Here is a 14,959-nt window from a genome sequence, read left to right as displayed (position 1 = left end):
TTTTATAAACCAAATCACTATTAATATGAGCAAAGTTGACGTAAAATCACTTGCGCAGCTTGGGAAAAAATCGAAACTATTTTTCTCATTAGCTGTCATTGCTGGTACTTTCCAACAAGTCAATGCCGCAGTCGAAACTTCATTCAAGTACGAAGGCAAATCCGTCGTCAAAGAGATGAACCATTTGCAGCAACAAGTTAAAGGAAAAGTATTGGATGCTACCGGAAAGCCAATTTCGGGAGTAAACATCGCCGTTAAAGGTACTTCAAAAGGTACGCAATCCGATGCCTTGGGTAATTTTACACTAGATGCTAAATCGGGGGATGTACTGGTAGTTTCTTCCGTCGGTTACAAATCCAAAGAAGTTACTGTTTCCGGTACAACAGTTTCCGTGCAATTGGACGATGATCAAAGTCAATTGGACGAAGTTGTCGTTGTAGGGTACGGTACCATGCGTAAATCGGATGTAACGGGGTCTATTGCGATGGTCAAAGGAGCCGACATGATTAAAGATCAAAGTTTCAGCCCTTTGGACGCCCTAAGAGGAAAAGCTTCTGGTGTTAATATCTTTTCAAACTCGAGCCAACCGGGAGCATATGCCAACCGTGTGGTCATTCGTGGTGTGGCAACAATCAATTCTTCCTCTAATCCTCTTTACGTTGTAGATGGTGTCGTCATGGAAGATTTTCATTTGTTAAATCCGAATGATATTGAAAACATAGAGGTATTAAAAGATGCTTCCTCCGCAGCAATTTATGGTGCGCGCGGTGCAAATGGTGTTATCTTGGTGACTACAAAACGTGGAAACAAAGATGGATCTCGGACGATTAGTTATCAAGGATCGGCCGGCGTAAGTTCTGTGCAACGCTATATGGATGTGCTGAATGCGCAGGAATGGGTGGATGCCTTTATGATTGGATTAGAGAATGAAAATAAATACGCTGCGCAGTTTTTGAAAGATAGGGATAAGAACTGGACGCCTTGGTCTTTAAATAAAAAAGATTGGTTCAATGATTCCAACTATTTCGACGCGAATGGAAATCCCTTGTATGATACGGATTGGCAGCGAGAAGCGACACGTACGGCCATTTCACATAATCACCAATTAAATGTACAGCAGGGTGATGAAAAATCATCTGTTGGTGCATTCTTAAACTATACGGATCAACAGGGTGTGGTCAACAATACTTGGAACAAACGTGTTAATGGTAAATTATCTTATGATGCGAAACCGACGTCCTGGTTGTCTACAGCTATTAATATGACGGTCAATCATACCTGGGGTCGCTACACGCCGGAAGATGGTGGTGGTCAGGAAGCACGTCGAACAATGATCGAGATGTTACCTTGGTATCCGGTTTATGATCAAAATGGTCAGTATACCAATTCCTCTTCCTCTACAGTCTCCGAGAAGTTAGGGTTTGAGGGTATGGCGAATCCAGTATCAATCTTAGATCTACAAAAGAGGATGCGTTACAACACCCAGATTTTCGGAAATGCCGCATTGACTTTTCATCTGGCCGATGGATTGGATCTGAAGACACAATTGGGTATAGATAGCCACCGGAAAATTTATAAAGGCTACTCTTCAATATCGTTAAATAATATTTCTAGACCAAATGGTTGGGCAGAAATCAATAACACCAATACGCTTTACTGGCAAGAAGAAACTTATTTAACCTATAATAAGCAATTTGACAAACATAGGATCAATGCAATGGCGGGTCTGTCGTGGCAGGCAAGAACATACGATAATGACCGTTCACGAACAACAGGTTTCTTTGATGATTTTTATGAATATAATAATTTAGGTATTGGCATTACACCTGATCCGTCTACATCAGCATGGAACAGATGGGCAATGAATTCTTATTTCTTAAGAGCAGCCTATTCATACAACGACCGATATTCGGCCACCGTTACAGGCCGCTACGATGGTTCTTCCAAATTTGGTAAAAACAATAAGTATGCCTTTTTCCCTTCGGTTGGTTTAGCATGGAATGTCTCTAACGAAGATTTCCTGAAAGGAAACGAATCTATCAGTAACATGAAATTGCATACTAGTTTTGGTCTAACAGGTAATTCCGAGATAGATCCGTATAAATCACTCGCTATCGTGGATGCTGGAACGATTTTATTGGATAATAATCGTGCACCATATTCTTTTGTTAATACCATCGCTAACCCAGATTTAAAATGGGAGAAAACTGCGCAGTTTGATGTTGGGGTAGAATTAGGTTTATGGCAAAACCGTTTGAATTTTGATGTATCTTATTACCGCAAAAAGACGACGGATCTATTGTTGGATGCTCCTTTACCAACAGCCTCTGGTTTTAGTACGGTCATGAAAAATATCGGATCTGTTCAGAACCAGGGTCTGGACATTATGGTTAATGGAACGATCATAAATAATGAAGATTTCAATTGGAAGGCTTCTGTGAATGCTAACTACAATAAGAATAAAGTATTGACGCTTGGTGAAAATAACGCGGACATCCTTATGAATAGTTGGGTAGGTGGTGCTAATAGTATCATTCGCGTGGGTGAAAACCTAAATAGCTTCTATGGATATAGAAGACTAGGCGTATATACACAGGCAGACGTAGACGCAGGGGATGCGAAAATGGAAGATATTGGCCGGGCTAAACGTACTAAAGATAAGGAGATCATTGGAAAAGGGCTCCCTGATTGGACAGGAAGCTTTGTTAACAATTTGAGATATAAAAATTTTGATTTTACGCTTGATCTTCAATTTGTCAAAGGTGTAGAGATTATGCAACAATTTTTCCACTCTACCTATGACCGTTTCGGTATTACCAATGGGTTGAAAGAAATTCTGACAGATGCTTATAATGGTTCTAATCCAAATACCATGGAACAAGCTATTTATCTAACAAATGGAGGTCATCGTGGACAAGACTCCAACGTGGATGATTCTTGGATTGCAGACGGATCATATTTACGGGTCAATTTGATTCAATTGGGCTATACCTTTACGCCGGATGCACTGAAGCGCATTGGCCTCAATAGATTAAGGGTCTATGCAAACGCAAATAATCCGTTTCTATTTACATCAAGCGATTTCAAAGGTTATGATCCGGAGAGTACTTCCCAGGGAGAAGGTAAATTTGGACAAAATATGACCTTTTTTGCATATCCAAGAGCAAAAACTTTCTCTTTGGGTGTAAACGTTACATTTTAATCAAGAACTTATCAGACATGAAAAATAAATTATTTATGTTGTTGCTAGCCGGCATGGCGTTGACAACATCTTGCAATAAATTTTTGGAAGAGGAGCCAAGGTCCAATTTATCCTTAGAACAATATTATGCCAATGATGGTCAGGCGATGGCTACAGTGAATTCACTTTACCGTAGGGGGGCACCATCTCGCTATTCTGTTGCTGCAAGTGCTTATGTAGGCCCTACAGCTTCAATAAATACGATGTTAACTGGTTATTTTATCAATTCCTATGAAGGTCAAGAACAAATCTGTCTATTTGCACGGCAGTTGACAAGGCAACAAAATACTAGTGTGGTGTCAAGTACCATGAATACCATTTGGGACGAAAGCTACAAAGCAATTAATATTGCCAATGCAGGTGTAAAATATATACCTGGAATTAATATGGATGAGTCCAGAAAAAAGACCTTATTGGCTGAAACTAAATTCTTCAGGGCGTTTAATTATTTTTATCTTGTTAAGACCTTTGGCGCAATCCCTCTATCCGTTAAACCAAATGAGACATTGGCTGATGAACTTTACCTAAACCGTACGGATGTTGCAAAAGTATACGAGCTGATTGAAACCGATTTGAAAGATGCTGTTGCTGATTTGCCTGCCACTACGTTTGCTGCAAGAGGACATCGAGTAGGTAAATATGTCGCAGCTATGACTCTCGCAAATGTGTATTTACAACAAGGTAAATATGCTGAGGCGGCTGATGCAGCTAAGGTTGTCATCAATTCACCCCATAAAATGACTACCAATGTGGATATGGCATTTAATAGTGCATACAACAAATTGCGCACCACTGACGACCTTGAAGAAGTGATTTACGCACAAGAATACGACGCTACAATCAATAATAGTGGTTGGTGGACAACTTACGCCTTTAATTCTTCAGCAACTGCTGTTTTCGACAAATATTCAATTTTTGAAAGGGTTTATGGTCCTACTAATCAATTCTTGAATGTTTATAATACAAAAGATTTACGTATTCAACCGAATCAGTTTTTCCATTGGAAATATACCAATCCAGTAAATGGCAAAACCTGGACATCTGACGTGCCTGGTATTTGGTATTATTTTGATGAGCAGGCAGCTACCGTAACTGGGCGGGGTACGAAGGACTGGAATTTCTACCGTTTCCCTGAAGCCTTATTGATTGCTGCTGAGGGTATTGCTAAATCAACAGGTGTAAGTGCAGAAGCAGCGGGTTATCTGGCGCAGGTCAAAGCACGTGCAAACACAGAAGGAAAATCTGTTGCTGCTTTCACGACTGAGCTACAAGGATTATCAGCAGAAAATTTTGTCAAAGAGTGCTGGAAAGAACGTCTTCGTGAGTTTCCGTTAGAATTTAAAATGTGGGATGATATTTTGAGAACGAAAATGTTCCCTGTGATCTCCACAACAGAAGCCGGAAAAGTAGATTTTGTTCCGCTTATTGGTGCGAAAAACGCATCTGGTGCGACATTTAAAGAATCCGACCTCTTATGGCCTATTTCACCTGATGAGATTCAACGCAACAATAAATTGACGCAGAATCCAGGGTATCAATAGATCTTTCAATAGTAGTCATGGCTATCAAAATGGATAGCCATGATTATCTAAAGTGATTTGTAGGTGAAAATCCAGAATCAGCAAAGTTATTTTAGAAGCGGCGCTTTGTCTAATGCTCCTTCAGGAAAAAACTCAGTCTGATTGTTCAGAATTGGCCGGGCACCAGAGCCACATAAAAAAAGCCGTTAAGATCAATTCTTAACGGCTTTTTGACGCTATCGCCAGTATTATATATCTACGACCACATCCATTTTAAAGTCATCATCTTTTAGATGAACAATCTCAGTTGCTTTTTCGTAGTTCGTTGATTTCTTGGAGAAGAAATCATGTTGTGTTGTCTCGGTATTCAATCCATTCAATACGATTGGATTAACCTGTTTTACTTCGAAGATCGGATCAAATCCAAGATTCATTAACGCTTTGTTGGCATTATAACGAACATATTCTTTCACCTCGGCAGTTAAACCTACTTCGGTATAGATCTCTTCGGTATATTTCAATTCATTTTCATATAAATTGTAAAGAAGTGCCAAGAAACGTGCTTTGACCTGATCTTGATTTTTTAGTTTTTTGAATTGATCTTGAGCGATCAATCCTACGAATACGCCATGTATCGATTCATCAGCGATGATTTTTTTAATGATATCAGCTGATGCGACCATCTCCCCTTGTCCACATAACCATAATGGTAGGAAGAATCCGGAATAGAACAGGAAGGACTCCAATAATACCGAAGAAGCCATCGCCATATAGATTTCTTCTTCTGAAGCGTCTTCTTTATCGATCGCACGATAATAACCATCGATTGTTTGCGCTTTGTATTGCAAGTATTTATTTTGCTGAACCCATTCGAAAATATCGTTGATTTCAGCAGTTGTAGAAACTGTCGTGAAAATAGTAGAATACGATTTTGCATGGATAGCTTCCATCATACACATATAGGACAATACCGCTTTATTCTGTAATGTGTCGATGTGATCGATGATCTTAGGCATACCCGTATGACTCTGAAGGGTATCCAATAAGGTTAAGCCACCCAATGCTTTTTTATACGCATCTTTCATTTCTGGACTGATACGTTTCCAACTATCAATATCTTTCGATGGAATGTATTCTGTGTCGATCCAGAATTGACGGATATTTTGTTCCCAGAACATTAATACATAATCGTTCTCGGGGGTATTCCAGTTGACGGCTTTATATGTTTTACTCATTTTTAGTTTAAAGTATTAGGCATTTAGTTTACCAAATCGCAAAATTAAGCTGAACAAGAGACACATTCGTCAATCGTTGATTTTCTTGTCCGTGTGTAATAGAGGGATTTTAACCCTAGTTTATGTGCATAGATATAATATCTCGATAAATCTCTCGTCGAATCTTTTGAGTTGGTATGCAAAATAGTGGATACACCCTGATCGATATGACGTTGAATGACTGAAATCAGCTTCAATACCTTGAATTGATCCATATCATATGCCGATTTGAAATAGAAATAATTATCATTTGTCAAATATGGCATTGGATAGTAAGTTGTGCTGTCGCCATATTCACGTACTTCAATGATATCTACAATAGGCATAACCGATGCAGTAGCATTCATGATATAGGAAGTCGACTGATTTGGAGCAATAGCCAAGCGGTAAGCATGGTAGATGCCATGTTCTTTGATTTGTGCTTTTAATGCTAACCAATCTTCCACCGTTGGAATATGTATTCCTTCGAATAACTCTGTTACCTTAGCTGTCTTTGGCATGTAATCGCGGTTGACATAGTTATCGAAATAGGTGCCGTCAGCATAGGCTGATTTTTCAAATCCAACAAATGTTTTACCACGTTCTTTGGCAATTTCCATGGATGCTTCCAATGAATAATAGTTCATCATCATAAAGAACGTATTGGCAAAATCCAATGCTTCGTTAGACTCGTACATGATGAAGCTTTTTGCAAGATAACCGTGTAAGTTCATCGCACCCAGTCCAACGGAATGCAACTCGCGATTGGCTTTGGCAATCGAAGGAACCATATCGATATTAGTTACGTCGGTAACGACAGTCAACGCACGCATAGCCGTTTTTACGGTCTCTTTGATACGTTTGTTGTCCATTACAGTCGCAATATTTAAAGAGCCTAAGTTACAGGAGATGCCATAACGGATGGTATCTTGTTTGCCATAGATCTCAATGTCGGATACTTGAGATACCTGCATGATCTCCGTACATAGGTTAGAGAATTTTACCTGACCGATTTCATTCAACGCATGGACACGGTTGGTATTCTCTTTAAAAAATATATACGGGTAACCGGATTCTTTTTGTGTCTGTGCAATCTTAACCAAGAGGTGACGGGCATTGATCTTTTTCTTTTTCACATTTGGATTCGTGATCAATTCGTCGTACATTTTGTCCATATCCATCTCGTCCAGGAATTGTCCATACTCTTGCATGACGGTATGTGGATAGATCAAATAACAAGGTTCATCTTTTTCTGCCAATTCCATGAATTTATCAGGCACGATAATACCGATAGACAAGGATTTGATACGTACCTTTTCGTCAACATTGATCTTTTTACAATCCAAAAACTCTTCAATATCGGAGTGGAAAATATTAAGATATACGGCACCTGCACCTGGACGCTGTCCCAATTGATTGGCATAGGAGAATGTGTCTTCCATAATTTTCATAATAGGAAGTACACCGCCCGCACGACCTTCAACACCTTTGATTGCCTCGCCACGAGCACGGATTTTGGAGATATTGAACGATACGCCACCACCGATAGAAGATAACTTCATAGCGGAATCAACAGCGTAACCAATACCATTTAAGTTGTCACCGATTTCATCAAGGAAACAAGAAACCAATTCACCAGAGCGCTTCTTTCCTGCATTTAAGAAGGTAGGTGTCGCCGGCTGGTATTCTTGATTGATCATGATTTCGGCGTATTCAATTGCTTTTTTTACGCCTTCTTCTCTTGCCAAGAATAGGGAAACAGCAACAACGCGGTCTTCATAGCGTTCTAGGAACTTCTCACCAGAATCGTCACGCAAAGCGTAGCTCTGGAAGAACTTGAAGGCCGCCATAAAAGACTCAAAACGGAATTTTTTAGCGTATACATAGTTGAATACTTCTTCCATTTCTTCAAATGTAAACCATTGGTAAAAGTCAATATAATAGTTGTTCTCTACCAAATAGTCTATTTTTTCTTTCAATGTATAAAAGAACACCGTGTTCTTATTTACATATTCCAAGAAATAGGCACGAACTGCTTCCTTATCTTTATGTAAGCTGAATTCGTCATCATGCTTAATCATGATTTCATTATTAAGCAATATCCAGTTTTTTGCTACTTCGTTTGCTACCATCGCAAAAGTTCTTTAAGATGTCAATAAATTGATTAATGTCTTCCATTGTTCCGGACAGTTCAAATTTGAATGCCAGTGGAATGTCGAAATCTTGTGAAATGCGATCAGCTGCCAAGCCATAATTCGGCCCCCAATTGCGATTACCGCTGGAAGTAACAGAATAGATGTTTTTAGCTTCGCGTTTCATGAATTCTACTGTGTTATCGGGTACCTGCCCAAAATTTGTGGTGAAAGTGACCAAATGGCCAGGGTCTTCTACCTTCAAATCGCGGGTTATTTTATGGATTTGCCAGCCTGTTATTTGAGCGACCTTATCCATAAAACGCTGTACGTTGCCCGTTTTGGAATCATAATAAATGTGTATCATGTTGTTGTTTGGTTTAAATGATACGCTGAATTTATTAAAGTGCAATGGCGGCCAATTCTTCTGGTTTAAAGCCAATGATACGGTGTTGAATCTCTTCATTTTCCAACACAATTACAGTAGGTACTGTGCGGATTTTGAATCGTGCGGCCAAGTCTGGTTCATCAAAAGGATTAACCGTTTCATATTGGATACCTTTTTGATCCAAATAAGCCGATACTTGTGCGCAAGGGGCACAATCGTTTTTCTCAAATTTGATAATTCTTGCCATGTTACTTGTTTATTTTTTTTATTCCAATCTTTATAGAAAAACTCGGAACGAAGTTAATTGTATCAATTTGAATAGGGGATCCCGATCCTAAGGTTAGGCCGGGCGCTGAAAACAGACACTTATCAAATAGAAAGGTCCGTTTCTGATACGTAAAAAACTTCATTGAGTTGCTAATTCTTTTATTAGCTTAACAAATATCCTACATTTTCCTGCTATGCGGTAGGTCGACTTTTCCACATTTTGGGTAAAAGTTTAACAGAGCATGCGTTTGTAGCGGGTTGTTATGATCAAGTCGTTGATTTTGTGTGTTTTAAAAATGTGGATAACTTTAAATTGGTAATTTTTACCCCTTTTTTACAAATGATTTAAGTTTAATTTTAGTGTCATAAAAAAGCTACAGATCTTGCTTCGTAATGAATATTTTATTAGTTTATTTTGTCCTAATTTGAAAAATAAATTTATGAAGAAACTATTCTATGGTCTCTTGCTATTAACTTCACTACAAACGAAAGCGCAAGAAAACATTACCTTTCAAAAGCCCTCTACTGAAATTCTGGCGTTAGCCGATTATGTACGCCCTCCTCAGCTGAAAATTTCAGGCGATAAAAATTGGATGCTTTATACATTTCGCCCGACTTATAAAAGTCTGGCCGAATTGGGGCAGGAAGAAATGAAACTGGCGGGATTAAGGATTAATCCGAAAACATATATGGAGAGTTCAACGCTCTTTTACGATAAGATTACCTTAAAAAAAATAGATCAAAATGTTGAATATACTGACTTTGCCGGGATGCCAGAAAATGCGGCACTATCCAACTTTGCGTTTTCTCCGGACAATAAGTATTTGGCATTCAGCAATAGCAATGATAGTGGTACAGCTTTGTTTGTTGTTGATCTCGCTACGCGGAACGTCAAACAGTTAACCAATTACAATTTGAATGGGACAATGACGGCACCTTTTCAATGGTTAAGAAATTCGTCAGGTTTAATGATTACCAGTCTGCCACAGGATAGGCCTGCACTGTTGGATCCTTCCAAAGATTTGCCGCAAGGACCGGTTGTTTCAACAAGCGATGGAAAGGTTTCGCAGTTGAGAACGTATCAGGACTTGCTGAAGAGCCCATTGGACGAGACAAACTTTGAAACATTGGCGCAGTCAAATCTGCAGCTTGTGGATCTTGACGGCAAAATTTCGTCTTTTAAAGACAAAGCCATTTATACAGGGATCAGCTTTTCCCCGAGTGGCGAATATGTGATGGTATCGACAATCACGAAGCCCTATTCGTATGTGGTTCCGCTATCGTATTTTCCGCAAAAGGTACATATCTATGATCGTACTGGTAAAGAAATCACGCTTGTTAATGAGACTCCTTTGACGGAAGTCATGCCGAAAGGGTTTTCGTCGACACGCTCGGGAAAGCGGGCCTGGCATTGGCGGAGCGACCAACCCGCTACTTTAGCTTATGTTGAAGCACTTGACGGCGGGGATGCCAATAAGGAGGCGGAGTTTCGGGATGCCTTATATACCTTGTCATACCCTTTCAAGGGGGCGGGAAAGCTTATTTTCAAAACCAAAGACCGTTATGCCGGTGTCGTATGGGGCAATGAGAAGTACGCCTTGGTTCATTCGCAATGGTATGATACTAGAAATAGGAAAACTTTTGTGGTTAATCCTTCCACAGGAGAATCCAAACTGCTGCACGATCGGAACAGTCAGGACGTATATAATGATCCTGGCGACGTGTATACGGAAAGAAATAGTTTAGGCACTTACTCCATGTATATAGATAAAGATAAGGTTTTATTTGTGGGCAAAGGTTTTACGAAAGATGGCGAGTTCCCCTTTGTGGATGAGCTCAATTTACAATCTTTAAAGAAAAAGCGAATGTACACTGCAGCGGCATCCGCACTACAAGAACGTATTACCCAAATAGTGAATCCCAAAACAGGGGATTTATTAATTTCGCTTCAATCAGCATCGATCTACCCCAATTATTACATGAAAAATATGAAATCTGGGAAACAGACGACACTAACAGCTCTTGAAAACCCGTTCAAATCTTTGGAAAAAGTTCATAAAGAGATTTTGAATTACAAGCGTAACGATGGGGTAGAGCTTTCGGGAACGCTTTATCTGCCTGCAGGTTATGATTTTAATAAAAAGGAAAAATTACCATTGCTCATGTGGGCTTACCCAAGGGAATACAAGGATAAGCATACGGCTGGACAGCATACCGCCAATCCGAAGGAGTTTACATTCCCAAGTTATGGCTCTTTTATCTATTGGGTATCTAAAGGGTATGCTGTACTGGATAATGCTGCCTTCCCAATTGTTGGGGAAGGGACGAAAGAACCGAATGATACTTTTATTGAGCAACTTGTGGCTAATGCTGAGGCAGCAATCGATGCGGTAGACCAGCTGGGCTATATCGATCGAAAAAAAGTTGCGGTAGGCGGGCATTCCTATGGTGCATTTATGACAGCACATTTGTTGTCCAATTCCAAATTGTTTGCAGCGGGAATAGCACGCTCTGGAGCATATAATCGAACCTTAACACCATTCGGTTTTCAAAGTGAGCAGCGAAACTTCTGGGATGATCCCGCGTTGTATATGACCATGTCTCCTTTTGTAAGTGCTGATCGGATGAAAACACCACTGTTATTGATTCACGGTGGAGCAGATAATAATCCCGGGACGTTTACTTTGCAGACCGAGCGCTATTTCCAGGCGCTAAAGAATTTGGGAGCTCCTGTGCGGATGGTGATTTTGCCGCGTGAAGCGCATGGGTATGTAGCCAAAGAAAATATATTCCATCTACTGTGGGAGCAGGATCAATTTTTGCAAAAATACTTGAAAAATTAACTGTCTGGCCAAAACTATTAAGATCTGCACGATACGGTGTTGTTATAAAAAAGGGACTACTATCAGTCCCTTTTTCTGTGCAATAAATTTTGATTCACTGGAAAGCATCGCACCTATTTGCTCGCTTTAACCGTAAAGGGTACGACATATGCTCCCCACTCCAAGGAGACTGTTCCCTGTGGAGTGGCATTGATCTTAAATTGTTCCTGTGCGGTACTTGCTGTTGCGTTACTGACGGAAATGCTTAAGGCATCTTCTTTGGAATCATATTTCGTTCCCCACTGATTCCAAACTTTATTGAACATGAGCGTTGTTTCATGTTCGCCCGGGATACTGTAAAGACTATATTTTCCAGCGGCCAATTTCTTGCCTTCAACCAATACATCTTTATCGAATTCGATCGTAGTGGCTTCATTTGCTCCGGTTCGCCATACTTTACCGATAGGGGCAACATCAACACCCAATTGACGGCCTTTTAATGATGGACGGCTGTAATTGATGTCGATCGTGATACCATCGACCGTAGTCACCTTGGTGTTGTCAGGAGGACTTGGTCGTTTACTTTTGTCTGTCTGCGCAAAGGTAAGCTGACCTATTAAGGTCAAAATTGCTAAAATTACTACTCTCATATGTGCTTATTTTTTTGATTAAACAATTAAATATAAGATTTTTATGTGATGAAAATTTTGCTTTTTATTTTTATACCAAATACTCGAATAATGTTTGGTCTTTGTTGATCTCAATGACATCAAACTTATATTCTTTCATGCGTTCAATTAATGTTGTATAATCTTCGGGTTTGTTGAGCTCGATGCCGACCAGCGCGGGGCCTCTTTCTCGTTCTGTCTTTTTGATAAACTCAAATCGCGTAATGTCGTCTTTAGGTCCCAATACTTCGGATACGAAAAGTTTTAATGCGCCAGGTCTTTGTGGGAAACGAACGATGAAATAATGCTTGTAACCTTCGTAAAGTAAAGACAGTTCTTTGATTTCACTCATGCGGTCAATATCATTATTTCCACCGGAGATGATACAGACGACTTTCTTTCCTTTAATTTCATCTTTGTGGAACTCGAGCGCTGCTACTGAGAGTGCTCCTGCAGGTTCGACGACAATTGCATCCTTATTATATAGTTCTAATATACAGGTACAGATTTTTCCTTCGGGAATAGAGCGCGTATCATCCAGCAGTTGTTTGGCGATTTCGAAGGTTGTGGCACCGATTTTTTTAACAGCGGCCCCGTCAACGAATTTGTTGATATGTTCAAGTTCAATCGGTGCACCATGTGTTAGGGCAGCTTGCATGGAAGGAGCACCTTCGGGCTCTACACCATAGCATTTAATGGCTTTGTTTTTATTTTTAAGGTAATAGCTAGCGCCTGCAGCCAGACCGCCACCACCAATAGGAATAAACATAGCATCCATATCCGGTAAATCCTGCAAGGCTTCAACAGCAACGGTGCCCTGACCTTCTACAATTTTAAGGTCATCAAAAGGAGGGATAAAAGTCATGCCGTACGCTGCAGTATAAGCCAGTGCAGCCTTTTGGCAGTCGTCAAAGGTGTCCCCGGTTAAGATGATTTCTACATTGCCATTACCCCACATTTCGGTTTGCGAGATTTTCTGGCGTGGTGTCGGGCCGGGCATAAATATCACCCCTTTGATATTGAGTTTATTACAGGAAAAAGCGACGCCTTGTGCATGATTACCTGCGCTTGCGCATACAACACCAAGCTGCCGCTCTTCTTCTGTAAGTGAAATAATCTTATTATAGGCTCCCCGTAACTTGTACGAACGTACGACCTGTAAGTCTTCTCGTTTGAGGTAAACTTCGGCGCCATATTTCTCGGATAAATGCCTGTTATACTGTAAAGGGGTGCGATTGACCACAGACTTGATGCGTTCAAGCGTAGCCTCGGAATCGATATTTAAGGTGGAAAGATTCATTGTTAGAGGATTGCCCAGTTAAGGTCGGTAAGAAAATGCAGATACCCGCTGTGATACTAAAGATTCTACCGCTACTGTGTGTTTAAATATAGTTGATTTTTTTGAAGAAAAAAGGCTGCATGAGCAGCCTTCCTTTTCTAGATTTTTTCTTGGACGAGGCTTTTTAGGTCATCATCGCAAATATTTTTCTTTTCGTCGGCCAGAACCAAAAAGCGTTGATAGCAATCTGCTAGATCGTCTTTTTCAAGGTGAAATCCTAAACGCTCTAGATGATGTTTGAGTGCATGTCTTCCCGAACGGGCAGTTAAAATGATATCAGCTTCCAACAAACCAACATCTTCTGGTCTAATAATCTCATAGTTTTCGCGATGCTTTAAGAATCCATCCTGGTGGATCCCTGAGCTATGTGCAAAGGCATTGCGACCTACAATAGCTTTATTTGGCTGCACAGGCATATTCATCATTTCACTTACCTTACGGGATAAGTAGGTAAACATGCGGCTATCAATATTTGATGTTAAACTTCCAAATGCTTGCTTGTGTACCTTAAGGATCATAGCCACTTCTTCTAGCGAAGTGTTACCAGCACGCTCACCGATACCGTTTATTGTACATTCTACCTGACGCGCACCATTTTGTATCGCTGCGACGGAATTTGCCGTTGCAAGTCCCAAGTCATTGTGGCAATGTGCAGAAATGATCGCTTGATCGATATTCCGTACATGTTCTTTCAGATACTTGATTTTTGATCCATATTGGTCCGGTAAACAATAACCGTTTGTATCAGGGATATTAACGACAGTAGCTCCGGCAGCAATGACCGATTCCACCATTTTAGCTAGAAATTCTAAGTCTGCGCGACCGGCATCTTCTGCATAAAACTCGACATCCTCTACATAGGATTTAGCATGTTTTACAGCGGAAACAGCTCGTTCTAAAATTTCTTCCCGTGTACTATTGAATTTATATTTGATATGCATATCCGAAGAGCCTATACCCGTATGGATGCGCGGGCGTTTGGCGTATTGTAATGCTTCGGCAGCTACATCTATATCGTTTTTATTGGCACGGGTCAATGCACATATAATGACATCGTTCACGGCTTTGGACAATTCTACCACCGATTGAAAATCACCGGGGCTAGACACTGGGAAACCAGCTTCGATAATATCAACGCCCAGTTTTTCTAAGTCCTTTGCGATCTCAATTTTCTCTGGAGTAGTTAATTGGCATCCGGGTACCTGCTCGCCATCACGCAATGTGGTGTCGAAGATGTAAAGATGATTAGGATCGTGTAACATAATTTCTTAATTCAAAAGATTTATAAACTAAATATGTAAGAAGCAATGCATTTAAGTGCCCGAGCAA

General features: G+C 40.3%; 10 protein-coding genes. 3 read left to right on the top strand and 7 right to left on the bottom strand.

All coding sequences use genetic code 11. From position 1 onward, the window contains the following. The first annotated feature begins 25 nt into the window (after positions 1-25). Positions 26-3,202: a SusC/RagA family TonB-linked outer membrane protein gene (locus tag VXM68_RS03135; protein WP_367210432.1), complete on the top strand. Its 3,177-nt coding sequence runs from the start codon at positions 26-28 to the stop codon at positions 3,200-3,202. Positions 3,203-3,219: 17 nt separating this feature from the next. Next, positions 3,220-4,782: a RagB/SusD family nutrient uptake outer membrane protein gene (locus tag VXM68_RS03130; RefSeq protein WP_294185354.1), complete on the top strand. Its 1,563-nt coding sequence runs from the start codon at positions 3,220-3,222 to the stop codon at positions 4,780-4,782. A gap of 227 nt (positions 4,783-5,009) precedes the next feature. Here VXM68_RS03130 and nrdF read toward each other — a convergent pair whose 3' ends face one another. From nrdF to VXM68_RS03110, 4 genes are read right to left on the bottom strand one after another with little or no spacing between them, the layout of a single operon-like run. Then, positions 5,010-5,996: a class 1b ribonucleoside-diphosphate reductase subunit beta gene (gene nrdF / locus VXM68_RS03125; protein WP_209578155.1), complete on the bottom strand. Its 987-nt coding sequence runs from the start codon at positions 5,994-5,996 to the stop codon at positions 5,010-5,012. A 44-nt stretch (positions 5,997-6,040) separates the two neighbouring features. Next, positions 6,041-8,146 carry a class 1b ribonucleoside-diphosphate reductase subunit alpha gene (gene nrdE, locus VXM68_RS03120; RefSeq protein ID WP_294348217.1) on the bottom strand — a complete coding sequence of 702 codons (2,106 nt, stop codon included), beginning with the start codon at positions 8,144-8,146 and terminating at the stop codon, positions 6,041-6,043. Further along, positions 8,106-8,513, bottom strand: coding sequence for a class Ib ribonucleoside-diphosphate reductase assembly flavoprotein NrdI (gene nrdI, locus VXM68_RS03115; protein ID WP_293957018.1), 408 nt, complete (start codon positions 8,511-8,513; stop codon positions 8,106-8,108). Before nrdI ends, nrdE begins: the two co-directional genes overlap by 41 nt. A gap of 34 nt (positions 8,514-8,547) precedes the next feature. After that, a complete protein-coding gene (locus tag VXM68_RS03110; RefSeq protein ID WP_046673718.1) occupies positions 8,548-8,781 on the bottom strand; it encodes a co-chaperone YbbN in 234 nt (77 codons plus the stop codon). A 460-nt stretch (positions 8,782-9,241) separates the two neighbouring features. On the opposite strand from VXM68_RS03110, the gene VXM68_RS03105 reads away from it, so the two are divergent. Then, the gene (locus tag VXM68_RS03105; protein WP_367210431.1) at positions 9,242-11,644 is read left to right on the top strand and encodes a prolyl oligopeptidase family serine peptidase; all 2,403 of its coding nucleotides are present in this window, start codon (positions 9,242-9,244) and stop codon (positions 11,642-11,644) included. 113 nt (positions 11,645-11,757) lie between these two features. On the opposite strand, the gene VXM68_RS03100 is transcribed toward VXM68_RS03105, so the two are convergent. The 3 genes from VXM68_RS03100 to VXM68_RS03090 form a co-directional block, all read right to left on the bottom strand. Further along, positions 11,758-12,273, bottom strand: a complete 516-nt coding sequence (locus VXM68_RS03100) for a DUF2911 domain-containing protein (protein WP_293957016.1) — start codon at positions 12,271-12,273, stop codon at positions 11,758-11,760. A 70-nt stretch (positions 12,274-12,343) separates the two neighbouring features. Then, entirely contained in the window at positions 12,344-13,591 is a 1,248-nt protein-coding gene (ilvA, locus tag VXM68_RS03095; RefSeq protein ID WP_293957015.1) for a threonine ammonia-lyase IlvA, read from the bottom strand. A 137-nt stretch (positions 13,592-13,728) separates the two neighbouring features. Next, the gene (locus VXM68_RS03090; RefSeq protein WP_293957014.1) at positions 13,729-14,892 is read right to left on the bottom strand and encodes a 2-isopropylmalate synthase; all 1,164 of its coding nucleotides are present in this window, start codon (positions 14,890-14,892) and stop codon (positions 13,729-13,731) included. Positions 14,893-14,959 lie beyond the last annotated feature (67 nt).

It is taken from the genome of Sphingobacterium sp. R2 (genome assembly GCF_040760075.1).
Lineage (GTDB): Bacteria > Bacteroidota > Bacteroidia > Sphingobacteriales > Sphingobacteriaceae > Sphingobacterium.
This window is presented reverse-complemented; position numbering and strand designations above follow the sequence as displayed.

Coding starts and splice junctions, on each gene's coding strand:
- VXM68_RS03135 (WP_367210432.1), top strand. CDS start 26: ATGAGCAAAGTTGACGTAAAATCACTTGCGCAGCTTGGGAAAAAATCG.
- VXM68_RS03130 (WP_294185354.1), top strand. CDS start 3,220: ATGAAAAATAAATTATTTATGTTGTTGCTAGCCGGCATGGCGTTGACA.
- nrdF (WP_209578155.1), bottom strand. CDS start 5,996: ATGAGTAAAACATATAAAGCCGTCAACTGGAATACCCCCGAGAACGAT.
- nrdE (WP_294348217.1), bottom strand. CDS start 8,146: ATGGTAGCAAACGAAGTAGCAAAAAACTGGATATTGCTTAATAATGAA.
- nrdI (WP_293957018.1), bottom strand. CDS start 8,513: ATGATACACATTTATTATGATTCCAAAACGGGCAACGTACAGCGTTTT.
- VXM68_RS03110 (WP_046673718.1), bottom strand. CDS start 8,781: ATGGCAAGAATTATCAAATTTGAGAAAAACGATTGTGCCCCTTGCGCA.
- VXM68_RS03105 (WP_367210431.1), top strand. CDS start 9,242: ATGAAGAAACTATTCTATGGTCTCTTGCTATTAACTTCACTACAAACG.
- VXM68_RS03100 (WP_293957016.1), bottom strand. CDS start 12,273: ATGAGAGTAGTAATTTTAGCAATTTTGACCTTAATAGGTCAGCTTACC.
- ilvA (WP_293957015.1), bottom strand. CDS start 13,591: ATGAATCTTTCCACCTTAAATATCGATTCCGAGGCTACGCTTGAACGC.
- VXM68_RS03090 (WP_293957014.1), bottom strand. CDS start 14,892: ATGTTACACGATCCTAATCATCTTTACATCTTCGACACCACATTGCGT.